Here is a 26316-nt window from a genome sequence, read left to right on the forward strand (position 1 = left end):
GTCACGACAGAGGTCAGGTGATGTCGTCGTCGTAGCGCCGGTCGATCGGCTGGGGTGCCGACACCGGTGCGATCTGTTCGATCGGCGCGCCCGCCGCGACGGGCTCGCGTTCGTCTTCCAGTTGCGACATCTCGTCGTCGTCGACGTCCGCGTAGAGCTCGCGACCGCGGCCCCGGCGTTTGTCGTTGAGGAACGCGATGCCGACCGCGGCGAAGTAGAGCGCGCTCAGACAGGCGCCGAGCGCGGTCATGCCGAACGGGTCGGGCGTCGGCGTGACCACCGCCGAGAACAGGAAGAAGACGAAGACCGCGACCCGCCACCAACCGAGCAGCTTCTTCGCGCTCGCGAGGCCCACGAAGTTGAGCATCAGCACGATGAGTGGGAACTCGAACGCCACTCCGAAAATGAGCAGCATGTTGGTGACGAACGATATATATCGGGTGACTTCGAGTTGTTGTTGTGTGCCGGTGACGCCGGCTTCGAGCAGGAAGTGCAGGCCCTTCGAGACGACGAAGAAGGCCAGCACAGCGCCGGCGATGAACAGCGGCGCCGCCAGGGCGACGAAGAAGTAGGCGTACTTGCGCTCGTGGCGGTGCAGACCCGGTGCGATGAACGCCCAGAGCTGGTAGAGCCAGACCGGCGACGCGACGATCAGGCCGACCCAGAGGGCCAGCTTGAGCTTGAGCAGGAAGCCGTCGCCCGCGCCGAGTTGGAGGAACTCGACGTCGGCGCACGCCTTGCCGGGGAACTGCGCGCAGTAGGGCTGCTTGAGCAGGTCGAAGACGGGCTGCGCCAGGATGTAGCCGACGATGAAACCGCCGACCAGCGCCAGCGACGCCTTGAACAGCCGGTTGCGGAGCTCGCGGATGTGCTCGACGAGCGTCATCGAGCCGTCGGAGGCTCGCTGAAACTCGGTCGGCCCCTTACGGCGCAGGGAGATGGCGGCCATGACCGGACGACGTCCCGGTCGTCAGATCACGTCGCGGCTGCGCTGCACCGGGTCGACGACCGGCGGAGGCGTCTGCTGCACCGGCTGCTGCGGGAGCGGCTGGCGACCGGACTGCGCGTCGGCCTTCTCGGCGAGGTTGTCGTCCGTCTTGCCGTCGTCGACCAGACCCTTGGTCTCGGCCTTGATGATGCGCAGCGAACGGCCGAGCGAGCGTGCCGCGTCAGGAAGCCGCTTCGCGCCGAAGAGCAGAACCAGCAACACCACGAGTACGGCGATGTGCCACGGCTTGAGGGCGCCCATGGGAACTCCAAAGTCGATCAGATGTCGGACGGTCTGGTGCGTCGGGGTGGACGTGCCCATCCTACGGGTGACATCCGACGACGCCACCCGCTGGTGGACCTCAATAGCCGGTGAAGACTGGTGAAAGCCCGGCCCAAGATCGACAATTGGGGCGTCACGCCCGACCGCGACCGGCCTTGATGATCGCGATGCGTTCCTGTGCGGTCACCGCGCGTTCCTGAACGGCCTCGACCCGCTCCTGGAGGTCGGCGAGTTGCGTGCCGAGCTGTTCGGCCCGGGCCTGCCGGTCTTCGAGCCGGCGCAGCGCGCGGGCGAGCTCGGGCAGCCGGGCCAGCACGGGCCGGGCGGCCAGGGCCAGCAGGAGCAGGCCGAGCACCGCCGCGCCGATCACGATCCAGAGCACCACGGGCGACAGCTTAGAGCGTTTCGGTCACCGGTGCCGCGTAGGCGTCGAGTGCGGCCGTGGCCGCGTCGCGGACCCGCTCCACCAGTTCCGGCGGCGACACCGCGGTCGCGTCGGGACCGAGGCCGAGCACGAAGCGCTGTGCCCAGGCCAGGTCGGTGACCCGCAGCGTCACGATCCACTCGTCGGGCTCGCGCGGGTCGGGCCGGACGTCCTCGCACGGGTAGTACTCGGTGATCCACCGGCCGCCCCGGCCCACCCGCAGGGTGATCAGCGGCAGCTCGGCGCCCGGGTTGAACACGCCGTCACGCAGGTCGTGCAGCTCGGCGCTCGGCGGCGGGTTGGCCGGCTCGTCGAGCTCGGCGAGGGCGTCGATGCGGTCGGCCCGGAACAACCGGACCGCCTCGGCCCGGCGGCACCACGCCTCGACGTACGCCCGGCCCTCGACCATCAGCAGCCGGATCGGGTCGATCACCCGCTGCGTGGTCTGGTCGCGGGTCTGCGCGTAGTAGGTGATCCGCAGCGCCCGGCCGCGCTCGACCGCGCCGCGCAGGGTGGCCAGGCGGTCGTCGCTGCCCGGCATGCGGACCGCGACGGGCGCGCCGGCCAGGTCGCCGGCCGCGTGCTCGATCTTGGCCAGGGCCCGCTCGATCGCGTCGCGGTTGGCCATGCCCGGCGTCTCGGCCAGCATCCGCAGCGCCACCACCAGGGCCAGCGCCTCATCGGGGGTCAGCCGCAGCGGCCGGTCGATGCCGGCGTCGTAGGTGATGGTCACCCGGTCGCCGTCGAAGGCCATGTCGATCAGGTCGCCCGGGCCGTAGCCGGGCAGCCCGCAGACCCAGAGCAGCTCCAGGTCCTCGCGTAGCTGCCGCTCGGTCACGCCCAGGTCCCCGGCCGCCTGCGCGACCTCGATCCCCGGCCGGGCCAGCAGGTAGGGCACCAGGTTGAGGAGCCGCCCGAGCCGATCGGCGCTGGGCCGCACCGCGCCGGGCGTCATGCCAGCACCGGGCTCTCGTGGCGGGCAGCGGTCTCCTTGAGACGCTGGATCACCGCGTCGCGTACCTCCGGCGGCTCGACCACCCGCACGTCGGGCCCGTAGTTGACGAGCTGGGTGGCGATGAAGTCGACGTCGGCGTAGCGCAGCACGACCCGGTCGACCTCCGGACCCGGCACCGTCTCCTGCGCCCACCGCCGCAGTCCGGCGGCGCGGCCCTTGCGGACCAGGACCGTGGTGCGCCCGGTGCGCTCGATCGGCCCGCTGAACCGGGCGACGTAGCTGATCAGGTCCAGGTCGCGGGGCGGCTCGTAGGCGCCGGGACGGCCGGTGAGCCGGACCGCGCCGACCACCCGGGAGAGCCGGAAGCAGCGCGGCGCGGCGCGGTCGAGGTCGTGGCCCACCACGTACCACCGGCCCCGCCAGCACACCACGCCCCACGGCTGGAGCCGGCGGCTGGTCGGGCCGTCCTGCTCGGGCACCCGGTAGTCGAAGGCCACCGTGCGCCGGTCGCGGGCGGCCGCGGTCAACGGCGCGAACGTGGGGTCGACCCGGACGATCGGCTCGACGCCCAGGGTCGCCTGCGGGTCGACGTCGACACCGGCGGCACGCAGCTTGGCCAGGCCCGAGGACGCGGCGGCGGCCAGCCCGGCGTGCTGCCAGAGCCGCCCGGCGATGCCCACGGCGGCGGCCTCGTCGGGCGCGAGCGGGATGTCGGGCAGGGCGTAGTCGCGGCGCGCGATGCGGTAGCCGGGCTCGGTGTCGAAGACACTCGCGGAGCCGGTCTCCAGGGGAACGCCCAGCTCACGCAGCTCAGACTTGTCGCGTTCGAACTTGCGCTGGAACGCCTCGTGGTCCTTCGGGTCCTCCGGGTCGTGCTCGTAACCGGGAACGGTCGCGGCGATCTGCGCGGCGGTCAGGAACCGTCGCGTGGACAGAAGGCAGATCACCAGGTTGACCAGGCGCTCGGTGCGGGTCCGCGACACTCCCAAGACGCTAGCAGTGTTGGTACGCATGTGCGCACACCCTTGCGAGGCATAGCCTTGCCATCGTGACCTCGGAAGACCCTGACCGGCCATCTGACTTCGACGACGTGGATCTGGAGGGTGAGCCCGAGGTACGGCACGCCGCGATCCCCGACCAGGACGACGCGCCGTCCGAGTCCGTCCTGACCGTGATCATCGCGGGCCTGGTCAACCTGGCCATCGCCGTCGCGAAGTTCGTGGCCGGCCTGCTCACCGGGTCGGCCGCGCTGTTGTCCGAGGCCGCCCACTCGCTGGCCGACACCACGACCGAGGTGCTGCTGTACACCGCGCTGCGGCGCGGCGCGAAGGATCCCGACGACCGGCACCCCTTCGGCTACGGCAAGGAGAGCTACGTCTGGGCGTTCATCGCAGCGCTGTTCACTTTCGTGGCCGGCGCCGGATTCTCGATCTACCACGGGATCGAGACGATCCTGCACGGCGAGGAGGTCAGCGACTTCCTCGTCGGGTACATCGTGTTGGCCGTCTCGGCCATCCTGGAGGGCATCTCGTTCCTCCGGGCGCTGCGTCAGGTGCGCGGCGAGGCGACTCGCTGGCGCACCTCGCCCTTGCGGTTCCTGCGGTTGACCCCGGACACCGCGGTCAAGGCCGTCTTCCTGGAGGACAGCGCGGCACTGATCGGTCTCGCCCTGGCCGCGGCCGGCCTCGGCCTGACCGAGGCGACCGGCGACCCGGTCTGGGACGGCATCGCCTCGATCGGCATCGGCGTGCTGCTGCTGGTGGTCGCGTTCGTCCTGTCGCTGGCCAACATCTCGCTGCTGGTCGGCCAGTCGGTGCCGAGCCGGCTGCACCAGCGGCTGCGCGAGGAGCTCTCCGCCGTACCCACCGTCGACCGCGTCGACCAGCTCCTGACCATGCAGCTCGGCCCCGACGACGTGCTGGTCGCCGCCAAGGTCGACTTCGACGACACGGCCACCGGCGCCGAGATCGAGGCGGCGGCCGACGCGGCCGAGCGGCGCCTGATCAGCGTCTACCCGTCCGTTCGGTACGTCTTCCTCGACCCGACGCGCGGCCGCGCGAGACGCGACCAGCCGGACCGGTAACCTTTCCTGCCATGGTCAGGTGGCGCGCCGGGGTGGTCGCGGAAGTGCGGCGGCGCTGGCGCGGCGCCGTCGAGCTGTCGGTGACGGTCGACGGCGTGGCGACCCGCGCGCTGGCCTACCCCGAGCTCGTCGGCGAGCCGGAGCCCGGCGACCGCGTCCTGCTCAACGTCAACGCCCAGCTCATGGGGCTGGGCACCGGCGGCTACGCGCTGGTCGTGGCGCTCCCCGACCGGCTGCCGCCGGACCCGCCCGGCGCCGGCACCGACCGCGACAGCGGCCACGTGGTCAAGGCCCGCTACACGCCGCTGCAGGCGATCGTGCGGGGCGTCGAGGAGCCGTCGTCGCCGCACCACGCGGCGATCGCGGCCGCCGACACCCTCGCGGGCATGCCGGTGGTCACCGCCGACCTGCACTCGGCGCTGCCGGCCATCGTCGCCGGCATCCACGCCGACCGGCCCACGGCCCGGATCGCCTACGTGATGACCGACGGCGGCGCACTGCCGGCCTGGTTCTCCCGCACCCTCGACGGGCTCCGCGACCGGCTGGTCGGCACCGTCACCGTCGGGCAGGCGTTCGGCGGCGACCTGGAGGCGGTCACCACCCACAGCGGCCTGCTGGCCGCCCGCTACGCGCTCGGCGCGGACGTCGCGGTGGTGGCGCAGGGGCCGGGCAACCTCGGAGCGGGGCTGCCGTGGGCGTTCTCCGGTGTCGCGGTCGGCGAGGCGGTCAACGCGGCCGGCACGCTGGGCGGGCAGGCGGTCGGCGCGCTGCGGATCTCCGCCGCCGACGCCCGGGAACGACACCAGGGGATCTCGCACCACAGCTTGACCGCGTACGGGCGGGTCGCGCTCGTGCCGTGCGATTTGCCGTTGCCGGACGGTCTCGACGCACCGCTGGCCGCCCGGGTCGAGGCGCAGATCGCGGACCTGTCCGTGCGGCACCGGATCATCCGGGTGCCCAGCGACGGGCTGGACGCGGCGCTGCGGGCCTCACCCGTGCCGCTGTCGACCATGGGCCGCGGACTGGACGCCGACCACGGCTATTTCCTGACCGCGGCCGCCGCCGGCCGGCACGCCGCCGCGCTAGCTCTAGCCGGTCAAGCTCTAGCCGGTCAGGAAGATGAACAGGAGCCAGGCGGCCACCAGCGCGACCAGTAGCGCCGCCATGACCCAGGTCGGCACCTTGTAGTCGCCGCGCCGGTTGCGGTCGATCTCGTCGCGCACCTTCTGCTGACGCTTCTGCAACCAGCCCTGCCGGATCACTTCAGGCCGGGTCTCGGGCATGGACAGGCGAGGCGCGGTCTCGGGCTCGCGTGGCGCGGAGCCCTCGTCGCGGTGCATCGAAGCACTGTCGGGGAGCGTCATGGTGCCCCAGAGCGTACCCGGATGCGTCACATGCTCGCGATCAGCCGTTCCACCCGCTCGTCGTACGCGCGGAACGGGTCCTTGCACAGCACGGTGCGCTGAGCCTGGTCGTTGAGCTTGAGGTGCACCCAGTCGACGGTGAAGTCGCGCCGCTTCTCCTGGGCGTGCCGGATGAACTCGCCGCGCAGGCGGGCCCGGGTGGTCTGCGGCGGGGTCTCCTTGGCCTCGAAGATCTCCAGGTCGGTGGCGACCCGGTCGACCTGGCCGCGCTTCTCCATCAGCCCGTAGAGCCCGCGGCCGCGCCGCAGGTCGTGGTAGGCGAGGTCCATCTGGGCGATCCGGGGGTGGGACAGCGGCAGGTCGAACTTGTCCTGGTAGCGCTCGATCAGCCGGAGCTTGGTCACCCAGTCGATCTCGCGGGACACCGGCTCCAGGTTGTCGGTCTCGATCGCCCGCAGCACCCGGCCCCAGAGCTCGACGACCCGCTTGGCGGTCTGGTCGCCGCCCCGGCGCTCGACGAACTCGGTCGCCTTGGCCAGGTATTCCTGCTGGATCTCGAGGCCGCTGATCTCCTTGTTGTTGGCGAGGCGGACCTTGCGCCGGCCGGTCACGTCGTGCGAGACCTCGCGGATCGCCCGGATCGGGTTCTCCAGCGAGAGGTCGCGCATGACCACGCCGGCCTCGATCATCCGCAGCACGATGTCGGCGGTGCCGACCTTGAGCAGCGTGGTGACCTCGTTCATGTTGCTGTCGCCGACGATCACGTGGAGGCGGCGGTAGCGCTCGGCGTCGGCGTGCGGCTCGTCGCGGGTGTTGATGATCGGCCGGGACCGGGTGGTCGCCGAGGAGACGCCCTCCCAGATGTGCTCGGCACGCTGCGACAGGCAGTAGACGGCGCCGCGCGGGGTCTGGAGCACCTTGCCGGCGCCGCAGATGAGCTGCCGGGTGACCAGGAACGGGATCAGCACGTCGGCCAGGCGGCCGAACTCGCCGTGCCGGGAGACCAGGTAGTTCTCGTGGCAGCCGTACGAGTTGCCGGCCGAGTCGGTGTTGTTCTTGAACAGATAGATCTCGCCGGCGATGCCCTCGTCGTGCAGGCGCTTCTCGGCATCGACCAACAGGCCTTCGAGGATCCGCTCGCCGGCGCGGTCGTGCGCGACCAGGTCGGCGACGTTGTCGCACTCGGGGGTGGCGTATTCGGGGTGAGATCCGACGTCGAGGTAGAGGCGGGCGCCGTTGCGAAGGAAGACATTGCTTGACCGGCCCCAGGACACGACCCGCCGGAACAGGTAGCGGGCTACCTCGTCCGGCGACAGCCGACGCTGGCCGCGATAGGTGCAGGTGACGCCGTATTCCGTTTCGAGCCCGAAGATTCGCCGCTCCATAGCAAGACACTAGCCGGGAAAACCCGTCGGTGGTCAGTGCCGCGACGCGCCGTCATCGCTTCGATGGCGGAAAACATTCACGGGGTACGTTCGACGCCCGGTTCGTCTGGTTTAGCCAAGGCTCTGGACGTAGGCGCGGCATTCCTCGTAGTCGGGCAGGAGGCCCGCGGCCGTCGCCTCCTTGAGCGACGGGGCGGCCTCGTCTCGGGCCGACAGGATCGGCGCGTCGGTCGGCCACTCGATGCCGAGCTCCGGGTCCAGCGGGTGGATCGTGTGCTCCCCCGTCGGGTTGTAGCCGGTCGAGCAGAGATAGGCCAGCGTCGCGTCGTCGGTCAGGGCGCAGAAGCCGTGCCCGAGCCCCTCGGCGAGGTAGACCGCGCGCCGGTCGACATCGTCGAGCCGCACCGCCTCCCAGCGCCCGAAGGTCGGCGAGCCGACCCGGATGTCGGCGATCACGTCGACCACGGCGCCGCGTACGCAGGTGACCCACTTGGCCTGGCCCGGCGGGACGTCGGCGAAGTGGATGCCACGGACCACGCCCCGGGCCGACACGGACATGTTGGCCTGGGCCAGCGTGAACCGGTGGCCGGTCGCGGCCTCGAACGCCTCGGCCTTGAACCATTCCAGGAACAGCCCGCGCGGGTCGCCGTGCTGCTGCGGGGTCACCTCGAAGGCGCCCTCGATGCCCAGCTCACGGATCTTCATGCGACGGTCTCCTCCTTCTCGGCGAGCAGGCCCAGCAGGTACGTACCGTAGCCACTCTTGGTCAGCGGGCCGGCCAGGTCGCGCAGCGCGGCGTCGTCGATCAGCCCCGCGCGCCAGGCCACCTCCTCGACACAGCCGATCTTGAGGCCCTGCCGCTCCTCGATCACGCGTACGTACTCGGCGGCCTGCATCATCGAGCTGAACGTCCCGGTGTCCAGCCAGGCGGTGCCCCGGTCCAGGACGGTGACGGTCAGCTCGCCCCACTCCCGGTAGGCCTCGTTCACCGCGGTGATCTCGAGCTCGCCACGGTCGCTCGGCTTGAGCCCCTTGGCGATCTCCACGACGCGGTTGTCGTAGAAGTAGAGGCCGGGTACGGCGTACCGCGACTTCGGTTTGACCGGTTTCTCCTCGATCGAGAGCACCTTGCCGTCGGCGTCGAACTCGACCACGCCGTACTCCCGGGGGTTGGCCACCGGGTAGGCGAAGACCCGGCCACCGACCAGCGGACCGGCCTCGCCGAGCTGCCGGCCCAGGCCGACGCCGTGGAAGATGTTGTCGCCGAGGATCAGCGCGACCGAGTCGTCGCCGATGAACTCCTCGCCGAGCAGGAAGGCCTGCGCGATGCCCTCGGGCCGGGCCTGAGCCTGATATTCGATCTTGAGACCGAACTGGCTGCCGTCGCCGAGCAGGCCCCGGAACTGCGCCTGGTCGTCCGGCGTGGTGATGATCAGGATCTCGTCGATGCCCGCCATCACCAGCGTGGACAGCGGGTAATAGATCATCGGCTTGTCGAAGATCGGCATTAGCTGCTTCGAGACGGCCATCGTGATCGGCCACAGCCGCGATCCCGTGCCGCCCGCCAGAAGAATCCCTCGCACGGCGGCCACCCTACTGGGTGGGGTCCGGTCGCGTAGACTCCGGAACCCGTGAGGATCCTCGTGACCGGCGGAGCCGGGTTCATCGGTTCGGAGTACGTCCGCATGCTGCTGACCCCGGGCTCGGGGCCGGACCTGGCCCCCAGTGCGGTGACGGTGCTGGACAAGCTCACCTACTCGGGCAACCGGGCAAACCTGGCGCCCGTGGCCGGCGACCCCCGGCTGCGGTTCGTCGAAGGCGACATCTGCGACGCCGCCCTGGTCGACTCGGTGGTGCCCGACCACGACGTGATCGTGCATTTCGCGGCCGAGTCGCACGTGGACCGCTCCATCGACGGCGCCAGCGTGTTCGTGACGACCAACGTGCTCGGCACCCAGACGCTGCTCGACGCCGCCCTTCGGCACGGCACCGGGCGCTTCGTGCACGTCTCCACCGACGAGGTGTACGGGTCGATCTCCGAGGGCTCGTGGACCGAGGACTGGCCCCTCGCCCCCAACTCGCCTTATTCCGCGTCGAAGGCCGGCTCCGACCTGCTGGCGCTGGCCTACCACCGCACGCACGGGATGGACGTGGTGGTCACCCGCTGCTCCAACAACTACGGGCACTACCAGTTCCCGGAGAAGGTCATCCCGCTGTTCGTCACCAACCTGCTCGACGGCGGCACGGTGCCTCTCTACGGCGACGGCGGCAACATCCGCGACTGGCTGCACGTGCACGACCACTGCGTCGGCATCGCCCTCGTGCAGGACAAGGGCCGGGCCGGCGAGGTCTACCACATCGGCGGCGGCACCGAGCTCACCAACAAGGAGCTGACCGGGCGGCTGCTCGACGCGTGCGGCGCGTCGTGGGACCAGGTCGTGCCGGTGGCCGACCGCAAGGGCCACGACCGGCGCTACTCGCTGTCGATCGCCAAGATCCAGGACGAGCTCGGGTACGCGCCGAGCGTCGACATCGACCGCGGGCTCGCCGAGACCGTGGCCTGGTACAAGGAGAACCGCTCGTGGTGGGAGCCGTTGAAGGCGGCCTCCGCCCGATGACCAAGGTTCTGGTGACCGGCGCCGGCGGGATGCTGGGGTCGGATCTGGTCGCTGTGCTTTCAGTTGATCCGTCATTCACCGTGACGGCGGCGCGTCGGACGGATCTTGACCTGCTCTCCCCCGCCGACGTGCGGGCGGCCGTGCCCGGGCACGACGTGGTGATCAACGCGGCCGCCTGGACGAACGTCGACGGTGCCGAGACTTCCGAGGAAGCGGCGACGGCGCTGAACGGCGGCGCCGTCGCGTCGCTGGCCTCGGCCTGCGCCGCTTCCGGGGCGCGGCTGATCCACGTCTCGACCGACTACGTGCTGTCCGGGTCGGCGTCCTCGCCCTACCCGGAGTCGGCTCCGCCCGCCCCGATCAACGCCTACGGGCGCAGCAAGCTGGCCGGCGAGCAGGCGGTGCTGTCGCTGCTGCCCTCGTCGGGCTACGTGGTGCGCACGGCGTGGCTCTACGGACAGCACGGGCGCAACTTCGCGGCAACGATGCTGCGGCTCGCGGCCGCGCGCCCGACCGTGAACGTCGTGGCCGACCAGCACGGGCAACCGACGTGGTCGCTCGCGCTGGCCCGGCAACTGGTCGCGTTGGCCTCGGCGCCGTCCGCACCCGCCGGGATCTACCACGGCACGGCCGGCGGATCGACGACGTGGTACGGGTTCGCCCAAGCGGTGTTCTCGCTGAGTGGTCTGGACCCGGAGCGGGTGCGGCCCATCCCCAGCGCCGATTTTCCGTTGCCGGCGCCACGGCCCGCGTATAGCGTCCTCGGTCATGATCGATGGGCTTCGGCCGGGCTCGCGCCCATGGCGGACTGGCACACGTCACTCGCGGCAGCGGTGGCGGCCGGCGCGGTCCGCGCGGGCTGAGTCCTGGCTGGTGGTCCGTGCTAGCTGACTACTGGCCGCTGCTCGGCCTGCGGCTGCGGGTGGGTCCGGTCGAGCTGCGGCCACCGTCGGACGCGGACCTGTCGGCGCTGGCCGCCGTCGCGTTCGAGGGCATGCAGAAGCCGGGCACGCGTACGTTCCTGACGCCGTGGACGGACCTGCCACCGATGGACCGGGCGCGGCACGTGGTGCAGGGCGTCTGGTCGGGCCGGGGCGAGTGGACGCCGGAGGACTGGTCGCTGCACCTGGGCGTCTTCGTCGACGGCGTCGCGGTGGGCATGCAGGGCGTGCTGGGGTCGTCGTTCGGGCTGCTGCGCGAGGTCCGCACGTGGTCCTGGCTCGGCCTGCCGCACCAGGGCGCCGGGCTGGGCACCACGATGCGGCAGGCAGCGCTGCATCTCGCTTTCGCGGAGCTCGGGGCCGCCTGCGCGTCGACCGCGTCCTTTGTCGACAACCCGGCTCCGCTGCGGGTGTCGCGCAAGCTCGGCTACGAGGACGACGGGATCACCCGCGACCTGCTGCACGGCGAGGTGGTCGTGTCGCAACGGCTTCGGCTCTCACGGGAGCGGTGGGCGGCGCAACCCCGGCCGGACGTTGCGATCAGCGGCCTGTCGGCGGACTGCCTGGCCCTGTTCGGGGCCAACTGACTCAGAACACCAGCGGGGCGCGCTCCACCCGGCACGCCCGCGGCTCGAGCAGGCGGGCGGCCTCCCGCGCGTCCGCCTCGGTGACGAAGACGCCCACTGTGCGCCCGTCGTCGTCGACCAGCACGTACGCGGGATGCCACCGCTCCCGACGCCCGTCCCCGGCCAGGCCGCCGGTCACTGCTTCGACGACATCGGCCGGCGACGCACGGCCGAGCCCACCGTCCGCTCCGGCGATCGGCCGCGTCGGCCAACGCACGTCCATCTCGGAGACCGGGCTGAACAGGCTCGGCTGGAGGCGACCGAGCACGCCTTGGCGCCACCCGAAGGCCATGCACACGACGTAACCCTCGAACCCCTGACCGGCGAGAGTCAACAACCGCCGACCCGGCGCCTCCTCCTGTCTCGCGGCGACGCTGACCACCAGGCCGTCGAAATACGACCGCAGCCGGAGCTCCTCGACGGGCTTGAACAGGAGTTGCACCGTCGTACCGTCCTCCGCCGGAGCCGGCGACGACAGCAGGAGCTGGCCGTGCGAGATCGTGTAGGCCACCACGTGGAACGCGCGCTCGCTGCGGAACAGTTCCGCGCCGGGTGGGAAGTCATGGTCGTTGCACAGCCACCGGTCCGCGATCACCGCGTGAGCATCCGCCCGCCCATGCCAACGGTCAAGATCTGCGCCCGTCCTGCGCGGCGGCTACGGGTTTCCGGTCGTACCCATGGAACGGCGCCATGTCCCCCGCGTCCCACGCCTCGCGCAGACCCGGCGCGCTGAGGTCCCAGTCGGGGCGCACCTCGGCGGTCGCGGCGCGCAGGTCGCGCCAGAGCTCGTCGGTGGACGGGCGCCCCCAGAACCAGTAGCCGTTGTAGACGCTGTGCACGACCAGGCCCGGCTTGAGCACGAGGGTGTGCGGGATCATCGGATCGTTCTCGGGGTCGGTGTATTCCTTGATGTCGAGGTCCCGCTGAACCATCCGGTCCACATCGGACAAAAACGTCCACTGTGCGCCCACCGACAACCGAAACTCTTGAAGCGCGTGATGCCCATCGGTAGCGATGGTCACCATGCTCGTATAGGCGACGGCAACCTTCGACTGAAACGCGGCCAGGTCGAGATGCTGCTGGTGTTCCTTGGGGCAGTAGTGACCACGAGCCAACGTCAGGATCATCGGGTCATCACCCTGAAGCTCCCTGAGCGTCCGCACGGTGCCGGTGTGGTCAGGCAACGCGTAATCGGGAAACACGCCGCCAGCGGTGATGTCGCTGCGCATCTGGGTTGACCCCCCTTTTACGGATGGCGGTCCTTCCACCGTACGCAGCCGGGCCGAGGGAACGTTCGTGGTCGCTGACAGGCTCACCGCAGGCGGGGCTCTCACGCTTGATCGGGCCGCCGTCGAGGTTCTCCTGACCGTGCCGAGCTGACCGGGCTCACACCCTGTTGGGCGTCCTAGGACGATGTCGTCTCCTTGGATCTGCCTGCGGCGGGGTGAGAGTCCGGTTGAGGATCAGGGCTAACGGCCTGCGGGCCGGAAGCCCTGTCGAAGGAGTGCCGGATGCCGACGATCGAAGACCTGATGAAGGCGAACCTGCTGGAGGTCTTCAACGAACGCGACCGGGAACGGCGCCGGGCGGCCATCGGCCGGACGTACGTCGCGGACGTGCGATTCACCGACCCCGAGGAGACAGTCGTCGGCCACGACGCAGTGGACGCCAAGGCTGCGCGGCTACTCGACGACTCCCCCGAGTTCGCCTTCACCCCGGAGGGTTCGATCCACGTGGTCGACGACCTGGGGTACCTCGCGTGGAGCTTCGGCCCGCTCGGAAAACCACCAGTCGTGCGCGGTGTCGATATCGCCCTGGTCAGCAACGGCTTGATCACCCGCGTCTACACGCTGCTGCTGGCCGGCTGACCGCCCGAACCGCGGGGAACCTGGGCAGAAGCTCTGGGATTTGGATCTCCGAATCACCGGACGTGCCGCCGAGATCCCCGCTCTCAACTCTCACGGCCGGCCGGCCGCACGCCGCTTCCACCACGGACTACCCCGCCGCATGCCGCTTCGGCGCGTCCTGCTTCCACCACGGACCACCCCGCCCGCACGCCACCTCGGCGCGTCCTCGTCGCACGCCGCTTCCAAGCGCGGACCACCCCGCCGCACACCGGCTCTCGGCGCGAACCCAAGGGTGCGCTGCAACGCCGAATGTGCGACCGAGCGAACCGACTGGCCGCACACTTCCAAAGGCGTCCTAGGACGAAACCATCGGCTCCGCGAGCCACAGGCCGGCCTGAGGTGGCCACGCCTCGGCCCACGGCACGAAGAAACAAACGAGCCCCTTGACGCAGCCCTGGAGAGTCGCCAGGGCGCGCTGTTCGCTGAGCACGGTGTCCACGTCGCCCCGCCCGCGATCCCATCTGCGGGCGATGCAGAGGATGCGCCCACCCCGCCGAGCCACGAGTTCGTCCTAGCCCACGCGGGACCACCCACGGGCCGTCAGCCCGCCTCAACCCACCGCTGGACCGTCAGCGCGCCTCAACCCACCCCTTGGACCGTCAGCCCGCCTCAGCCCACGCGGGGACGCGCCCACCCACGAGCCGTCAGCTCAACCTCAGCCCACGCGGGACCACCCACGGGCCCTCAGCCCGCCTCAACCCACCGCTGGACCGTCAGCGCGCCTCAACCCACCCCTGGGACCGTCAGCCCGCCTCAGCCCACGCGGGGACGCGCCCACCCACGAGCCGTCAGCTCAACCTCAGCCCACGCGGGACGCGACCGCCCACGAACCGCCAGCCCCACCTCAGCCCACGCAGGACGCGCCCACCCACGAACCGCCAGCCCCACCTCAGCCCACGCGGGACGCGACCGCCCACGAACCGCCAGCCCCATCTCAGCCCATGCGGAATGCGACCGCCCGCAGACCGTCAGCCCGCCTGAGCCGCGCAGGATGCGCCCACCAACAAAGCCGTCAGCCCCGCCCCCCTTCGCAGGGGGCACGGGGCTGACAACAAAGACGGGGTGCGGGTGGATTACTCCAGGTCGGCGGAGCCGGCGGATGACGTGGGCTTGTCGGGGCCCGACGCCGGAGGCTTGGCGCCCTCCGCCCCTTCGGTGGCCTTGTCGTCGCCCTTGCCCGACTCCTTTGCCGGGGCTGCGCCGTTGCCGTTCAGGAGGTCCGTCAGGACCTTGCCCGTCAGGCGGCGGAAGGTGCGGCCTCGGCGGGCGCGGTCGAGGATGGCTACCTCGAGTTGGTTGGGGGCGATGGTGCGGGCGGCGCCGCCCTCGCCTCCGACGCTGCTCAGGGCCTTGAGCGCGAGTTTGACCGCGTCGGCCAGGGACATGTCGCTCTTGTGGGCGCCCTTGAGGACGGTGGCGATCGCTTCGGCTTGGCCGCCCATGGCCATGAAGCCCGGCTCGTCGTTGACCGAGCCGTCGTAGGCCAGGCGGTAGATCTGGTCTTCGGCCGGCGTCGGACCGACCTCGGCGACGCAGATCTCGACCTCGAACGGCTTCTGCTGGTCGCTGAATATCGCGCCCAGGGTCTGGGCGTAGGCGTTCGCCAGCGCCAGGCCTGTGACGTCTCGGCGGTCATAGGAAAGGCCGTTGAGGTCCGCCATGCGGACGCCCGCTCGGCGGAGGTTCTCGAACTCGTTGTAGCGGCCCACCGCGGCGAAGCCGATGCGGTCGTAGATCTCGCTGATCTTGTGCAGCGAGCTCGACAGGTTCTCGGCCACGAAGAGCACGCCGCCGGTGTAGGTCAGCGCCACCGCGCTGCGGCCGCGGGAGATGCCCTTGCGGGCCAGCTCCGAGCGGTCCCGCATGATCTGGTCGATGTTGGTGTAGAACTGCATCGCCACGGCGGCGCTCCTAGCGGTGGTCGAAGTCGGACAACGAAGCAACCAGCATGATCAGCCGCCCGGGTTCTCCATGCGGGCCGAGACCACGGCGTTGGCGATCGCCGCGGTCTCCTCGTCCGTCAACCGGTGGGTGCCCTCGGCCGTCGCGGTCATCACGACCGGGAAGATGCGGCGGGTCAGGTCAGGACCGCCGGTGGCGGTGTCGTCGTCGGCCGCGTCGTAGAGGGCCTCGACCGCGAGTCGGGCCGCCTCCGCGATCGGCTGGCCGGCGCGGAAGCGCTTCTTGAGGGCCGCGTTGGCGAAGATCGAGCCGGAGCCGATCGCGTCGTAGCCGCGCTCCTCGTAGGGGCCGCCGGTGACGTCGTAGCTGAAGATGCGGCCGGCGCGGGCCGGGTCGTTGGCCGACAGGTCGAAGCCGGCGAACAGCGGCACGACCGCGAGGCCCTGCATCGCGGCGCCCAGGTTGCCCCGGATCATCGCGGCGAGCCGGTTGGCCTTGCCGTCGAGCGAGAGCATCGCGCCCTCGATCTTCTCGTAGTGCTCGAGCTCCACCTGGAACAGCCGCATCAGCTCGATGCCGACGCCCGCGGTGCCGGCGATGCCGACCAGCGAGTATTCGTCGGCCGGGTGGACCTTCTCGATGTCGCGGCTGGCGATCATGTTGCCCATCGTGGCGCGGCGGTCGCCGGCCATCACGACGCCCTCGGCGGCGGTGATCGCCACGATCGTGGTCGCGTGCGGGGCGAGCGAGGCCGCGGAGCCCGGAGGAAGGGGCCGGCGGCCGGGCAGCAGCTCGGGCGCCGCCTGGCTCAGGAACTGCGTGAACGACGAGGTGCCGGCGTTGGTGAACACGTCGGGTAGGCGCCCGGAAGGATCGAATCCCGCTGCCACGTGGTCCCTTTCAGATGTAGGCGCCGCGATCGAGCGGCGCTGGAGCAGACTATCTTGGGCGCGACGCAGACGCGACGATGCGCGCCCACACGCCCCGGACCGCAATGGTTGCGGCGCCGCAGGATGAACCCGCCGCGCCGCACCAAACCGGACTAAAGCCTACTGGCCGCCCTTTTGGACGTACCCCCTCACGAACTCCTCCGCGTTCTCTTCGAGAACCGAGTCGATCTCGTCAAGTAGGTCGTCGACGTCTTCGGTGATCTCCTGTTGCCGTTCGGCCACCTCGGGGTTGGCCTCGGTGGTGACGTCCTCGATCTCCTCGTCGCGGCGGGCCTTGCCCGACTGCGACTGGCCGCCGCTGTCCCGAGTTGCCATGCGTGCCCTCCCTCAACAGGACTCAACTGTGCCCTGCGAAAAACCTACCTCGCCGGTACGACAATCTGGCCCGCCGCGCGCGATGTTTCGCGCACGGCGGACGGTTCAGGGACAATGCCAGATTCCGATGGCGTACGCACGGCGACGCGCCCAACCGCATAGATCACCCGCCGGTGATCGCCTCGAGCATGTCCTTGGCGCTCGGGCAGCGATCGAACAGGGCACCGACGTGCTTCTTCGTGCCACGCTCGGGCTCCATCATGGGCACCCGCACCAGCGACTCGCGCCCGACGTCGAAGATGACCGAGTCCCACGACGCGGCGACCACCTCGGACGGATACTGCGCGAGGCAACGACCCCGGAAGTACGCGCGGGTGTCCTCCGGCGGCTCCACCATGGCCGTACGCGTCTCCTCGTCGGTCAGCAGTGTCTGCATCGCGCCGCGGGCGACCAGCCGGTGGTAGAGGCCCTTCTCCGGGCGCACGTCGCTGTACTGAAGGTCGATCAACTGGAGCTTGGGAGAGGCCCACTGCAGGTTCTCGCGGTCGCGGTAGCCCTCCAGCAGACGCAGCTTGGCCACCCAGTCGAGCTCGTCCTGTGCGGACATCGGGTCGCGGCCGAGCTTGTCGAGGATGGCCTCCCAGCGCTCGAGCACCTGCACGGTGTCGATGTCGGCGTCGTTGCCGTAGCGGTCGTCCACGAACGCCTTGGCCCGCTCGTAGTAGGCCCACTGCAGGTCGAGCGCGGTCAGCCGGCGCCCGTCGCGCAGCCGCATGCGGTGCGTCAGCGTGGTGTCGTGGCTGACCGCCTTGAGCTCGGCCACCGGGTCCGCGATGCCGAGGTCGGGCGTGAGCACCTTCTCCTCGATCATCGTGAGCACCAGGGAAGTGGTGCCCACCTTGAGGAAGGTGGAGATCTCCGACAGGTTGGCATCACCGATGATGACGTGCAGGCGGCGGTATTTGTCGGCGTCGGAGTGCGGCTCGTCGCGGGTGTTGATGATCGGGCGCTTCAGCGTGGTCTCCAGCCCGACCTCGACCTCGAAGAAGTCGGCGCGCTGGGTGAGCTGGTAGCCCGGCTGTGACCCGTCCTGCCCGATGCCGACCCGGCCGGCGCCGGTGAACACCTGGCGGGTCACGAAGAACGGGGTCAGATAAGCGACGATGTCGGCGAAGGGGGTCTGGCGCCGCATCGAGTAGTTCTCGTGGGCGCCGTAGCTGGCACCCTTGTTGTCGGTGTTGTGCTTGTAGAGGTGGATCGGGTGGGTGCCCGGGATGGTGGCAGCCCGGCGGGACGCCTCGGCCATCACCCGCTCCCCCGCCTTGTCCCAACGGACCAGGTCCATCGGGTTGGTCACCTCGGGCGTCGAATATTCGGGGTGTGCGTGGTCGACGTACAACCTCGCGCCATTCGTCAGAATGACGTTGGCCAGCCCGAGATCCTCGTCGGCGAGCGCCTCAGCCGGGTCGTACGCGGCGCCGGAGTAGGTGAAGCCCCGCGCGTCCCGCAGCGGCGACTCCTCTTCGTAATCCCAGCGCGCCCGCCCGCCCCGAGTCAGCTCGGGTCGCGCCCCGTAGGCATTGACGACCTGCGAGGACGTCACCATCGGGTTGGCTCCGGCCTGGCCCGGCACCGAGATCCCGTATTCGACTTCGGTGCCCATGATTCGCCGTACCGTCACGTCGCCACCTCGTTCCGCTGCCCCATGACGTCAAAGCGTAGTCCGACCAGACCCCCGCCCGCCCCCGGGCCGCGTGCGAATCTCCGGCATCAGGGCGCGACAGCCGCCCCAAACGACCCTCAAACCCCTCTGGCGAGGGCCCTTCGGTGTACGTCACGAGCGGTAGAACCCCTCGTCGGCCTGCTCGATGTCCGCGGCCCGGCGGCAGCGGCAGCCGCACCGACTATCCCCACTGGTCGTAGAACCCCTCCGGTGCCTTCTTGACCTGGCCGGCCGGGGGCGGGTCGATCTCGACGGGCTCGCCGAGGTCGTCCGTCATGATCGTGGCGGTGGCCTGGCCTTCGGCGACCTCGAGCGTGTAGGTCAACTGCTTGAGCCGGCCGGCGTCGTCGAGCACCCCGCGGACCGGCACCGCGGCCGCGTTCCGGGCGGAGTCGCGTTCCCGTTCCGCGCCCGGCCGTCGAGCCGCCGACGCGTTCTTGGCGGCGAGCCGCAGGTCAGCGACGCCCTTGTACGGGCCGCCGAGCTCGTCGCCGCCGCGGGTCGCGGACACCAGGCCGTCGAGAAGTCCCGCGAAACGGCCGAGGTCCAGGCTCCGGAGGACCGGGTCAGACTGGTCGAGCCGGGACACGTCGACCAGGTACCAGGTGTCCGAGCCCAGCTTCTCCTGCATCCAGAGGTCGTCGCCGATCCGGACCGTCTCGCTCGACCTGCCGTTGTAGAACACGGTCGTCTTGAGCGCGTCACGGCGGTCGTCGACCCAACCCTGCACCTGAATCGGCCCGGTGGTGATGACCACCGAGAACGAGCCCGCGTCGAACAGCCTGTCGTACGACTCCTTGAACGCGTTCACCACCTCGTCGGAGGCGGACAGGCCCTCGGCCGCCGACGTGGGCCTGGACCGTGGGTCCCCCGGTGCGGAGGTCGAGGAGCAGCCGGCGACCAGCACCACGCCGCTCAGTGCGGTGGCGGCGATCCTGCGCGCGCTCACAGCGCCGCGTACTGCTCGGCGGTGGCCTCCTTGACCTGCTCCGGCTTCGGCCGGGCCACCGTGACGCCCGTGCCGTGGCCGCCCATCTGGATCAGGGTCCGGACCGGTCCCTGCGCGGTCGTGACCTGGTAGGCCAGGTGCAGCAGGCGGCCCTGCTCGTCGACGCCGAGCCGGAAGGGGACCGCCTTGGCGTTGCCGGCCTGCCGCAGCGTCGCCCGCATCGACGCGCGGGCCTTGGCCGGGGCGGCGGCGACCGCCTTGTGCAGGTCCGCCGTGCCCTCGTAGATGCGCTTGCCGGCCGTTTCCTCGACCTTGCGCGCCGCGACCACGCCGCCGAGGATGCCGGAGTGCTCGGCCAGGTCGAACGCGCCGCGCAGCGGGCTGCCGGCCCGCAGTTTGCCGATCTCGACCCGCACGAAGGTGTCGGCACCGGGCGTGTCGGCCTGTTTGATCAGGATCTCGTCGCCGAACTTGAGCATCTCGGCGTACTCGTCGGTCATCATGGTCAGCTTCGCGACGTCGGCCTCGACGTCGACGGTCATGTCGATCTTGGCGGCCTGACTTTCGCCGAGCGAGATCTGGACCGCCATGCTGAAGGTCTTCTCGACGAAGCCGCGCTCGAACGCCTCTTTCGTGACGGTCAGGTCGTCGCGCGTGTCGGGCGCGGCCGAGGTCGGCGCGGCGGGGGTGCTGGGCGACGCGGGGGTGCTGGGTGACGCGGGCGCGGCCGTCGGCGCGGGCGTCGCGGCGGTGTCGCCGCACGCGGACAGCAGCAGAGCTCCGATCAGGAGCGGAATGATCATGACCCGACGCATGCCGGCACAGTAGTGAGCCGGCGCCGCCACCGCTGCGCGGGGGGTAGGCCCACGCCGGAGGTCGCCACGGATGCGGAACGGGGCGGCGCCCGAAGGCGCCGCCCCGTTCCGTGCAGAGCGTCTTACAGGTACTGACCGGTGTTGCTGGCCGTCTCGATGGAGCGGCCGGCCTCGGTGCCCTTGCCGCCGGAGACGAGCGTGCGGATGTAGACGATCCGCTCGCCCTTCTTGCCGGAGATCCGGGCCCAGTCGTCGGGGTTGGTGGTGTTGGGCAGGTCCTCGTTCTCGCGGAACTCGTCGACGCAGGCGTCGAGCAGGTGCTGCAGGCGCATGCCCTTGCGGCCCGAGGCGAGGAACTCCTTGATCGCCATCTTCTTGCCCCGGTCGACGATGTTCTGGATCATCGCGCCCGAGTTGAAGTCCTTGAAGTAGAGGACCTCCTTGTCACCGTTGGCATAGGTGACCTCGAGGAACCTGTTCTCTTCGGACTCGGAGTACATCCGGAGCACGACCGCCTCGATCATCGCCTCGACCGTGGCCTGGGCGTCGCCGCCGTGCTCGGTCAGGTCGTCGCCGTGGAGCGGCAGGCCGGCCAGGATGTACTTGCTGAAGATGTCCTTCGCCGCCTCGGCGTCCGGACGCTCGATCTTGATCTTCACGTCGAGTCGGCCGGGTCGCAGGATGGCAGGGTCGATCATGTCTTCGCGGTTGGACGCGCCGATCACGATGACGTTCTCGAGCCCCTCCACGCCGTCGATCTCCGACAGCAGCTGCGGGACGATCGTGTTTTCCACGTCGGAGGAGACGCCGGAGCCGCGGGTGCGGAACACCGAGTCCATCTCGTCGAAGAACACGATCACCGGAGTGCCCTCGCCGGCCTTCTCACGGGCCCGCTGGAACACCAGTCGGATGTGCCGCTCGGTCTCGCCGACGTACTTGTTCAGCAGCTCCGGACCCTTGATGTTGAGGAAGTAGCTGGTGTGCTTCTCCTCGCCACGCCGCTCGGCGATCTTCTTCGCCAACGAGTTGGCGACCGCCTTGGCGATCAGGGTCTTGCCGCAACCGGGCGGTCCGTAGAGCAGGATGCCCTTCGGCGGTCGCAACTGGTGCTCGCGGAACAGGTCGGCGTGCAGGAACGGCAGCTCCACCGCGTCGCGGATCGCCTCGATCTGCGTGTGCAGGCCACCGATGTCCTCGTAGCCGACGTCGGGGACCTCCTCGAGGACGAGCTCCTCGACCTCGCTCTTCGGGATCCGCTCGTAGGCGTAGGACGAGCGGGGCTCGATCATGAGCGAGTCACCGGTGCGCAGCGGCGAACCGATCAGCGACTCGGCCAGATGGACGATGCGCTCCTCGTCAGCGTGGGAGATCACCAGAGCGCGGTCACCAGCACCGCCACTCGGGTTTTCGAGGATCTCCTTCAGCATCACGACCTCACCGACCCGCTCGTAGCCGAACGCGTCGACCACGTTGAGCGCGTCGTTGAGCAGGACCTCCTGGCCGCGCTTGAGCTCCTCGGTCTCGATCGAGGGCGACACGGCCACGCGCAGCTTGCGACCGCCGGTGAACACGTCCACCGTGCCGTCGTCGTGGCGAGTCAGGAAGACTCCATAACCGCTCGGCGGTTGCGCCAGGCGGTCGATCTCTTCCTTGAGTGTGACGATCTGGGCCCGAGCCTCTTTGAGGGTCGTGACGAGCCGCTCGTTGTTTTCGGACACTCGGGCCAGCTGCGCCTGCGTTGCCGCGAGCCGCTCCTCGAGCTGACGGACGTGTCGGGGGCTCTCTGTGAGCCTGCGCCGCACCAGAGCGAGTTCCTCTTGAAGGAACGCGACCTGGGTGGAGAGATCGTGGGTCTCCTTCTCCCACCGTGCGGCGCGCGCATCCGCGTCGTCGCTGCGTGCCACGTCCCACCTCCCCGGGGGGCTAAAAACGTTCTGTCATAACACTAACCGCTCCGACGACGATTTAGACCCAGGCAACACCCTCGTCACTGAGTCTTGATCTCGAAGACTTGGTGTTCGTCACTGCGGAGGAGCCCCAAAACCTTCGTCGGGTACGGTCGGAACGTACGAACGTAGCTCGCGGGAGGCCAAGTGACGACTCAGACCGAGACTGATCAGTTGCGTGTCTGGGTGGACCAGGATCTGTGCACGGGCGACGGGCTCTGTGTGCAGTACGCCCCTGACGTGTTCGAGTTCGACATCGACGGTCTGGCGTACGTCAAGGACGGCTCCGGGGAGCTTCAGGTGTCACCCGGTGTCCGGGTTGACGTGCCTGCCCACCTGCGGCTAGACGTGCTCGACTCGGCGAAGGACTGCCCCGGCGAGTGCATCCACGTCATGCGCGGCGACTCCGACGAGGAGATCGCCGGCCCGAACGCCCCGATCGAGTGATGGCGCCGCCGTCTCACAGAGTGGGACGGCCGACCAGCGAGGCGACCAGCCGGGCGAAATCCTCCAGGCGGGCGATCTGCCCCGCTCCCCCGTCGTCGAGCGTCTTGCCGAACCGCAGCGCGTCGTGTCGGGGCGCCTGGGCGCCCTCGTCGCCCGCTCCGGCCTCGTCCATCGAGCTGAGCAGCAGGTAGACGTCGATCGAGTCGGTGCGCGCCTGGCCGCTCGGCGACCGGGACAGCCGCCGCCGGCAGCCCACCTCGGTGACCGTCGAGAGCGGCACGACCCGCAGCGACGACGTCATGGAGCCGGCCGGGCCGTCGGTGGGCGGCACGTCCTCTCCGTGCCAGAGCACGAGGCGGCTGCCGTCGCAGACCACGACCTCCTGCCACACGCCGTTGACCTCGTTGACGAACCGCTCCAGCGTGAAGCACACGACCGTGGCGCCGTTGAGCACGCCGCCCAGGGCCTCCAGCGCGACGTCAGGGTCGCGCAGGTAGGCCCGGGCGGCGGAGTCCAGGTCGGGGTACGGGGACCAGTCCGGGAAGACGGCGGGCAGGTCGTTGCCGCCGCCGAACGAGGGCCGGCTCATCTAGGCTCGTCCTGCGGCGTGGCGTCGGCCGCGCCGTTGCCCAGCTGCTCCTCCGCTGCCCGGGACGCGGCCTTGCGTATCGCATAGGCCTCTGCGCCCTTGGAGGGTTTCCGCCGTCGCGGCGGGGCGATCACGCCCGGCGCGAGCTTGCGCGCCGACACCAGGAACGCCGTGTGCGCGATCATGCGGTGGTCGGGGCGCACGGCCAGGCCCTCGGCGTGCCAGTCCCGGACCAGCGACTCCCAGGCGCGCGGCTCGGTGAAGCCACCCTTCTCGCGCAGCGCCTCGACCAGGTCGGAGAGCTGCGTGGTGGTGGCGACGTAGCCGATGAACACGCCGCCCGGCACCAGCGCGCGGGAGATCAGGTCGACCGCGTCCCACGGCGCCAGCAGGTCGAGGATGATCCGGTCGAAGCCGGTGTCGGTGCAGCTCAGCACGTCGTCGTTGCGCAGGGTCCACGCCGGGTGCGGGCCGCCGAAGAAGGCCTCGACGTTCTTGCGGGCGATGGCGGCGAAGTCCTCGCGGAGCTCGTACGAGACGAGGTCACCGGACGGGCCGACCGCGCGCAGCAGCCAGCTCGCCAGGGCACCGGAGCCGGCACCGGCCTCCAGCACGCGGGCGCCGGGGAAGATGTCGCCCATCGTGATGATCTGGCCGGCGTCCTTCGGGTAGATCACCTGAGCGCCGCGGGGCATGGACAGCACGTAGTCGGACAAAAGCGGCCTAAGGGCCAGATAATCGGTGCCGCCGGCGGAGCGGACCACCGAGCCGTCGGGCAGGCCGATGATCGCGTCGTGGGCGAGCGCGCCGCGGTGCGTGTGGAACTCGCGGCCCGGCTCGAGCGTGACGGTGTGCATGCGACCCTTGGGGTCGGTGAGCTGGACCCGTTCGCCGACCCGGAACGGCCCCCGATTGCTCGGGGTGATGTCGGGTTCGGACTCTGTCGTGGTGGTCGGGTTCACGTCCTCGTCTTTCCGTTGGGCTCCAGCAGCTGCGCGAGGTCTGATAGGCGCAGCACACCGACCACATCTTCGCCCGAAGTGACCAGGTACTGCGAGCCCGGGTTCCGCTGAACCGTCGTGATCACCTGATCGCCGCTCATACCGACCGGGATCGTGGGCACGCCGTCGATGCCACGGGCCACGGTGTCGACACTCACCCAGGGTCGGCGCTCCAGGGGTACGGCCTCGACCGCGGCCTTCTCGACCAGCCCGACCAGGCGCCCCGAGGAGTCCGCCGTGGCCAGCACGTAGTCCTGGCTGCCGGCGGCGAGCGCCAGCCGCTGTGCCTCGGCCAGCGGCGTGCCGCTGCGCACCGTGAACACTGGCCGGGCCAGCCGGCGCAGGTCGATGAGCGGGAACCGCCGGCTGATCCGGGCGAACCGGATGCTCTGGCCGGCGCCCTGCCACAGGGTCAGCGCGATCAGCAGCATGAAGACCAGGCCGAACAGCGACAGGATGTCGAAGTACGCCAGCGCCGCGACGGTGATCGCCACCGCGACCGCGAGCCCGCGACCGACCCAGCCGGCCACCTCCGTGCCGATGTGGCGGTCCTTGGAGATCCACCAGACGACGGCGCGCAGGGCCCGGCCGCCGTCCAGCGGCAGGCCCGGCAGCACGTTGAAGATCGCCACCACGATGTTGCTGAACGCCACCTGGAAGCTGAGCTCGTTCCAGAGCGTGCCGTCGGGCAGCGCCAGGGTGATCCCCACCGCGCCGGCGCCGAGCACCAGGGAGACGGCCGGCCCGGCGAGCGAGACCAGCAGGTCGACCCGGGGGTTCGGCGCGTCGCGGTCCATCTCGGTGTAGCCGCCGAGCAGCTCCAGCGTGATCCCTTTCACTCCGATGCCGAAACGCCGAGCGGTGATCGCGTGGCCGAGCTCGTGGAGCAGGACGGAGAGCAGCAGGCAGACGACGAAGCCGAAGCCGACCAGGTAACCGGCAGGGACGCTCAGGTCGAGCTGCTGCCGGACGAAGTTGCCGTAGAGCAGCGTGATCAGCGCCGCGAGCAGGAGTACCGAAGGATTGAGGTAGAGCGGGACACCCCAGAGGCGCCCGACCACCATGCCGGGTCGCCGCTCGGGGCGATCATCACCGCTCGCGTTGTCTGCCATCGTATCGATGCTATCGACACGACCCGCCGGCGCGGATTCGTCGTACCCCTCGTTTAGCGTCTGAGGCATGACAACGCAGGCTGTGTCCATCGAACCGCACGACGAGGCGCCGGTTCATCCCACGCTGTCCCCGTCCCGTGCGGCCGACTTCAAGACCTGCCCGCTGCTCTACCGCTTCCGCACGATCGACCGCCTCCCCGAGACCCAGACCCCTGACCAGGCCCGCGGCACCCTGGTGCACGCGGTGCTGGAGAGGCTGTTCGACCTACCCGCCGCCGACCGCACCGCCGACGCGGCCGCCGACCTCGTGGCACCCCAGTGGTCCCGGATGGTCGAGGAGGCGCCCGACCTGGCCGGCCTGTTCGAGGACGGCCCCCCGGCGCTGGTGCCCGACGCCGCGGTCGACGTCGTCCGCCCGTGGACCACCGACGACTTCCTGGCGTCGGCCCGGGCGCTGCTGGCCGGCTACTTCACGGTGGAAGACCCGCGCCGGCTGGAGCCCGCCGAGCGCGAGACGCTGATCAGCGCCCTGGTCGACGACCAGCTACTGATCCGGGGCTACATCGACCGGCTCGACGTCTCCCCCGACGGCGACCTACGGGTCGTCGACTACAAGACCGGCGGCGCGCCCCGCGAGGCCTTCGAAGCCCGCGCGCTCTTCCAGCTCAAGTTCTACGCCCTGGTCCTATGGCGCACCCGCGGCGTCGTGCCGCGGGTGCTGCGCCTGCTCTACCTGAAAGACCAGGAGATCTGCGACTACTCACCGGACGCCGACGAGTTGGCCCGCTTCGAACGCACCCTGCTCGCGCTGTGGCAGGCCATCGAGCGGGCCAAGGCCGCCAAGGAGTTCCAACCGAAACCGAGCCGCCTGTGCGGCTGGTGCGCGCACCAGGCGCTGTGCCCGTCGTTCGGCGGCACGCCCCCGCCATACCCGGCACCCCGCCAGCGCGACGCCGTCGAGGTCGTGACCCCAGGAGCCGACGACTAGCCCCCC

At 70.3% G+C, this 26316-nt stretch carries 29 protein-coding genes; 8 read left to right on the forward strand and 21 right to left on the reverse strand.

From position 1 onward, the window contains the following. Positions 1 to 13 precede the first annotated feature (13 nt). The 5 genes from tatC to BLV39_RS30950 all read right to left on the reverse strand — a co-directional run bounded on the left by tatC (position 14) and on the right by BLV39_RS30950 (position 3632). Complete coding sequence (tatC, locus tag BLV39_RS30930) at positions 14 to 886, reverse strand: twin-arginine translocase subunit TatC (protein WP_090800850.1); 873 nt, start codon at positions 884 to 886, stop codon at positions 14 to 16. A gap of 84 nt (positions 887 to 970) precedes the next feature. Next, the gene (gene tatA, locus BLV39_RS30935; RefSeq protein WP_090800166.1) at positions 971 to 1249 is read right to left on the reverse strand and encodes a Sec-independent protein translocase subunit TatA; all 279 of its coding nucleotides are present in this window, start codon (positions 1247 to 1249) and stop codon (positions 971 to 973) included. Positions 1250 to 1403: 154 nt separating this feature from the next. Next, positions 1404 to 1655, reverse strand: coding sequence for a hypothetical protein (locus BLV39_RS30940; protein WP_090800167.1), 252 nt, complete (start codon positions 1653 to 1655; stop codon positions 1404 to 1406). Between the two features lie 10 nt (positions 1656 to 1665). Next, entirely contained in the window at positions 1666 to 2649 is a 984-nt protein-coding gene (locus BLV39_RS30945; RefSeq protein WP_090800168.1) for a helix-turn-helix transcriptional regulator, read from the reverse strand. Beyond that, the gene (locus BLV39_RS30950) at positions 2646 to 3632 is read right to left on the reverse strand and encodes a helix-turn-helix transcriptional regulator (protein WP_090800169.1); all 987 of its coding nucleotides are present in this window, start codon (positions 3630 to 3632) and stop codon (positions 2646 to 2648) included. The genes BLV39_RS30945 and BLV39_RS30950 overlap by 4 nt, the downstream gene beginning before the upstream one ends. A 65-nt stretch (positions 3633 to 3697) precedes the next feature. Here BLV39_RS30950 and BLV39_RS30955 point away from each other — a divergent pair, with 65 nt between their 5' ends. Together BLV39_RS30955 and BLV39_RS30960 are read left to right on the forward strand one after the other, a co-directional pair. Continuing rightward, positions 3698 to 4732 carry a cation diffusion facilitator family transporter gene (locus BLV39_RS30955; protein WP_373315399.1) on the forward strand — a complete coding sequence of 345 codons (1035 nt, stop codon included), beginning with the start codon at positions 3698 to 3700 and terminating at the stop codon, positions 4730 to 4732. A gap of 11 nt (positions 4733 to 4743) precedes the next feature. Next, entirely contained in the window at positions 4744 to 5889 is a 1146-nt protein-coding gene (locus tag BLV39_RS30960; RefSeq protein WP_090800170.1) for a DUF3866 family protein, read from the forward strand. On the opposite strand, the gene BLV39_RS30965 is transcribed toward BLV39_RS30960, so the two are convergent. The 4 genes from BLV39_RS30965 to rfbA all read right to left on the reverse strand — a co-directional run bounded on the left by BLV39_RS30965 (position 5836) and on the right by rfbA (position 9064). Then, the gene (locus BLV39_RS30965; RefSeq protein ID WP_373315400.1) at positions 5836 to 6096 is read right to left on the reverse strand and encodes a hypothetical protein; all 261 of its coding nucleotides are present in this window, start codon (positions 6094 to 6096) and stop codon (positions 5836 to 5838) included. The genes BLV39_RS30960 and BLV39_RS30965 overlap by 54 nt on opposite strands. Positions 6097 to 6122: 26 nt before the next feature. Then, the gene (pafA, locus tag BLV39_RS30970; RefSeq protein ID WP_090800171.1) at positions 6123 to 7481 is read right to left on the reverse strand and encodes a Pup--protein ligase; all 1359 of its coding nucleotides are present in this window, start codon (positions 7479 to 7481) and stop codon (positions 6123 to 6125) included. 111 nt (positions 7482 to 7592) lie between these two features. Further along, a complete protein-coding gene (gene rfbC / locus BLV39_RS30975; RefSeq protein ID WP_090800172.1) occupies positions 7593 to 8186 on the reverse strand; it encodes a dTDP-4-dehydrorhamnose 3,5-epimerase in 594 nt (197 codons plus the stop codon). Further along, the gene (gene rfbA, locus BLV39_RS30980) at positions 8183 to 9064 is read right to left on the reverse strand and encodes a glucose-1-phosphate thymidylyltransferase RfbA (RefSeq protein ID WP_090800855.1); all 882 of its coding nucleotides are present in this window, start codon (positions 9062 to 9064) and stop codon (positions 8183 to 8185) included. The genes rfbC and rfbA overlap by 4 nt, the downstream gene beginning before the upstream one ends. Before the next feature lie 48 nt (positions 9065 to 9112). On the opposite strand from rfbA, the gene rfbB reads away from it, so the two are divergent. From rfbB to BLV39_RS30995, 3 genes are read left to right on the forward strand one after another with little or no spacing between them, the layout of a single operon-like run. Then, the gene (gene rfbB / locus BLV39_RS30985; protein WP_090800173.1) at positions 9113 to 10099 is read left to right on the forward strand and encodes a dTDP-glucose 4,6-dehydratase; all 987 of its coding nucleotides are present in this window, start codon (positions 9113 to 9115) and stop codon (positions 10097 to 10099) included. Continuing rightward, on the forward strand, positions 10096 to 10962 hold the full coding sequence (gene rfbD, locus BLV39_RS30990) for a dTDP-4-dehydrorhamnose reductase (RefSeq protein WP_090800174.1): 867 nt from the start codon (positions 10096 to 10098) through the stop codon (positions 10960 to 10962). The genes rfbB and rfbD overlap by 4 nt, the downstream gene beginning before the upstream one ends. Positions 10963 to 10979: 17 nt before the next feature. Continuing rightward, the gene (locus tag BLV39_RS30995) at positions 10980 to 11627 is read left to right on the forward strand and encodes a GNAT family N-acetyltransferase (protein ID WP_090800175.1); all 648 of its coding nucleotides are present in this window, start codon (positions 10980 to 10982) and stop codon (positions 11625 to 11627) included. 1 nt (position 11628) lies between these two features. Here BLV39_RS30995 and BLV39_RS31000 read toward each other — a convergent pair whose 3' ends face one another. Beyond that, positions 11629 to 12261, reverse strand: a complete 633-nt coding sequence (locus BLV39_RS31000; protein ID WP_090800176.1) for a hypothetical protein — start codon at positions 12259 to 12261, stop codon at positions 11629 to 11631. A gap of 31 nt (positions 12262 to 12292) precedes the next feature. Then, positions 12293 to 12895 (reverse strand): redoxin domain-containing protein, encoded by a 603-nt coding sequence (locus BLV39_RS31005; RefSeq protein ID WP_090800177.1) that lies wholly within the window; start codon positions 12893 to 12895, stop codon positions 12293 to 12295. A gap of 282 nt (positions 12896 to 13177) precedes the next feature. Here BLV39_RS31005 and BLV39_RS31010 point away from each other — a divergent pair, with 282 nt between their 5' ends. Beyond that, the gene (locus tag BLV39_RS31010; RefSeq protein ID WP_090800178.1) at positions 13178 to 13534 is read left to right on the forward strand and encodes a nuclear transport factor 2 family protein; all 357 of its coding nucleotides are present in this window, start codon (positions 13178 to 13180) and stop codon (positions 13532 to 13534) included. A 1112-nt stretch (positions 13535 to 14646) separates the two neighbouring features. On the opposite strand, the gene prcA is transcribed toward BLV39_RS31010, so the two are convergent. The 7 genes from prcA to arc form a co-directional block, all read right to left on the reverse strand. Then, on the reverse strand, positions 14647 to 15474 hold the full coding sequence (gene prcA, locus BLV39_RS31020) for a proteasome subunit alpha (protein WP_090800180.1): 828 nt from the start codon (positions 15472 to 15474) through the stop codon (positions 14647 to 14649). A gap of 51 nt (positions 15475 to 15525) precedes the next feature. Continuing rightward, positions 15526 to 16365, reverse strand: a complete 840-nt coding sequence (gene prcB / locus BLV39_RS31025) for a proteasome subunit beta (protein WP_176985158.1) — start codon at positions 16363 to 16365, stop codon at positions 15526 to 15528. A gap of 159 nt (positions 16366 to 16524) precedes the next feature. Continuing rightward, the gene (locus tag BLV39_RS31030; protein WP_089252848.1) at positions 16525 to 16740 is read right to left on the reverse strand and encodes a ubiquitin-like protein Pup; all 216 of its coding nucleotides are present in this window, start codon (positions 16738 to 16740) and stop codon (positions 16525 to 16527) included. Positions 16741 to 16903: 163 nt separating this feature from the next. After that, complete coding sequence (gene dop / locus BLV39_RS31035; RefSeq protein WP_342342483.1) at positions 16904 to 18421, reverse strand: depupylase/deamidase Dop; 1518 nt, start codon at positions 18419 to 18421, stop codon at positions 16904 to 16906. A gap of 223 nt (positions 18422 to 18644) precedes the next feature. After that, positions 18645 to 19412, reverse strand: coding sequence for a hypothetical protein (locus BLV39_RS31040; RefSeq protein WP_090800183.1), 768 nt, complete (start codon positions 19410 to 19412; stop codon positions 18645 to 18647). After that, the gene (locus BLV39_RS31045; protein ID WP_090800184.1) at positions 19409 to 20227 is read right to left on the reverse strand and encodes a hypothetical protein; all 819 of its coding nucleotides are present in this window, start codon (positions 20225 to 20227) and stop codon (positions 19409 to 19411) included. Before BLV39_RS31045 ends, BLV39_RS31040 begins: the two co-directional genes overlap by 4 nt. Before the next feature lie 122 nt (positions 20228 to 20349). Next, positions 20350 to 22131, reverse strand: coding sequence for a proteasome ATPase (gene arc / locus BLV39_RS31050; protein WP_090800185.1), 1782 nt, complete (start codon positions 22129 to 22131; stop codon positions 20350 to 20352). Positions 22132 to 22320: 189 nt separating this feature from the next. On the opposite strand from arc, the gene BLV39_RS31055 reads away from it, so the two are divergent. Next, a complete protein-coding gene (locus BLV39_RS31055; protein WP_090800186.1) occupies positions 22321 to 22620 on the forward strand; it encodes a ferredoxin in 300 nt (99 codons plus the stop codon). Positions 22621 to 22633: 13 nt separating this feature from the next. On the opposite strand, the gene BLV39_RS31060 is transcribed toward BLV39_RS31055, so the two are convergent. From BLV39_RS31060 to BLV39_RS31070, 3 genes are read right to left on the reverse strand one after another with little or no spacing between them, the layout of a single operon-like run. Then, a complete protein-coding gene (locus BLV39_RS31060) occupies positions 22634 to 23209 on the reverse strand; it encodes a hypothetical protein (RefSeq protein ID WP_089252864.1) in 576 nt (191 codons plus the stop codon). Continuing rightward, positions 23206 to 24171, reverse strand: coding sequence for a tRNA (adenine-N1)-methyltransferase (locus tag BLV39_RS31065; RefSeq protein ID WP_090800187.1), 966 nt, complete (start codon positions 24169 to 24171; stop codon positions 23206 to 23208). The genes BLV39_RS31060 and BLV39_RS31065 overlap by 4 nt, the downstream gene beginning before the upstream one ends. Next, positions 24168 to 25274 (reverse strand): M50 family metallopeptidase, encoded by a 1107-nt coding sequence (locus BLV39_RS31070; RefSeq protein ID WP_090800188.1) that lies wholly within the window; start codon positions 25272 to 25274, stop codon positions 24168 to 24170. Before BLV39_RS31070 ends, BLV39_RS31065 begins: the two co-directional genes overlap by 4 nt. 115 nt (positions 25275 to 25389) lie before the next feature. On the opposite strand from BLV39_RS31070, the gene BLV39_RS31075 reads away from it, so the two are divergent. After that, positions 25390 to 26310: a RecB family exonuclease gene (locus tag BLV39_RS31075; protein WP_090800189.1), complete on the forward strand. Its 921-nt coding sequence runs from the start codon at positions 25390 to 25392 to the stop codon at positions 26308 to 26310. The last annotated feature ends 6 nt before the right edge of the window (positions 26311 to 26316 follow it).

It is taken from the genome of Asanoa ishikariensis (assembly GCF_900107455.1).
Lineage (GTDB): Bacteria > Actinomycetota > Actinomycetes > Mycobacteriales > Micromonosporaceae > Asanoa > Asanoa ishikariensis.

Bases quoted from the DNA above. Each gene is read 5' to 3' on its own strand.
- tatC (WP_090800850.1), bottom strand. From the start codon at position 886: ATGACGCTCGTCGAGCACATCCGCGAGCTCCGCAACCGGCTGTTCAAG.
- tatA (WP_090800166.1), bottom strand. From the start codon at position 1,249: ATGGGCGCCCTCAAGCCGTGGCACATCGCCGTACTCGTGGTGTTGCTG.
- BLV39_RS30945 (WP_090800168.1), bottom strand. From the start codon at position 2,649: ATGACGCCCGGCGCGGTGCGGCCCAGCGCCGATCGGCTCGGGCGGCTC.
- BLV39_RS30960 (WP_090800170.1), top strand. From the start codon at position 4,744: ATGGTCAGGTGGCGCGCCGGGGTGGTCGCGGAAGTGCGGCGGCGCTGG.
- BLV39_RS30965 (WP_373315400.1), bottom strand. From the start codon at position 6,096: ATGACGCTCCCCGACAGTGCTTCGATGCACCGCGACGAGGGCTCCGCG.
- pafA (WP_090800171.1), bottom strand. From the start codon at position 7,481: ATGGAGCGGCGAATCTTCGGGCTCGAAACGGAATACGGCGTCACCTGC.
- rfbC (WP_090800172.1), bottom strand. From the start codon at position 8,186: ATGAAGATCCGTGAGCTGGGCATCGAGGGCGCCTTCGAGGTGACCCCG.
- rfbD (WP_090800174.1), top strand. From the start codon at position 10,096: ATGACCAAGGTTCTGGTGACCGGCGCCGGCGGGATGCTGGGGTCGGAT.
- BLV39_RS31005 (WP_090800177.1), bottom strand. From the start codon at position 12,895: ATGCGCAGCGACATCACCGCTGGCGGCGTGTTTCCCGATTACGCGTTG.
- BLV39_RS31010 (WP_090800178.1), top strand. From the start codon at position 13,178: ATGCCGACGATCGAAGACCTGATGAAGGCGAACCTGCTGGAGGTCTTC.
- BLV39_RS31030 (WP_089252848.1), bottom strand. From the start codon at position 16,740: ATGGCAACTCGGGACAGCGGCGGCCAGTCGCAGTCGGGCAAGGCCCGC.
- BLV39_RS31045 (WP_090800184.1), bottom strand. From the start codon at position 20,227: ATGCGTCGGGTCATGATCATTCCGCTCCTGATCGGAGCTCTGCTGCTG.
- BLV39_RS31060 (WP_089252864.1), bottom strand. From the start codon at position 23,209: ATGAGCCGGCCCTCGTTCGGCGGCGGCAACGACCTGCCCGCCGTCTTC.
- BLV39_RS31070 (WP_090800188.1), bottom strand. From the start codon at position 25,274: ATGGTGGTCGGGCGCCTCTGGGGTGTCCCGCTCTACCTCAATCCTTCG.
- BLV39_RS31075 (WP_090800189.1), top strand. From the start codon at position 25,390: ATGACAACGCAGGCTGTGTCCATCGAACCGCACGACGAGGCGCCGGTT.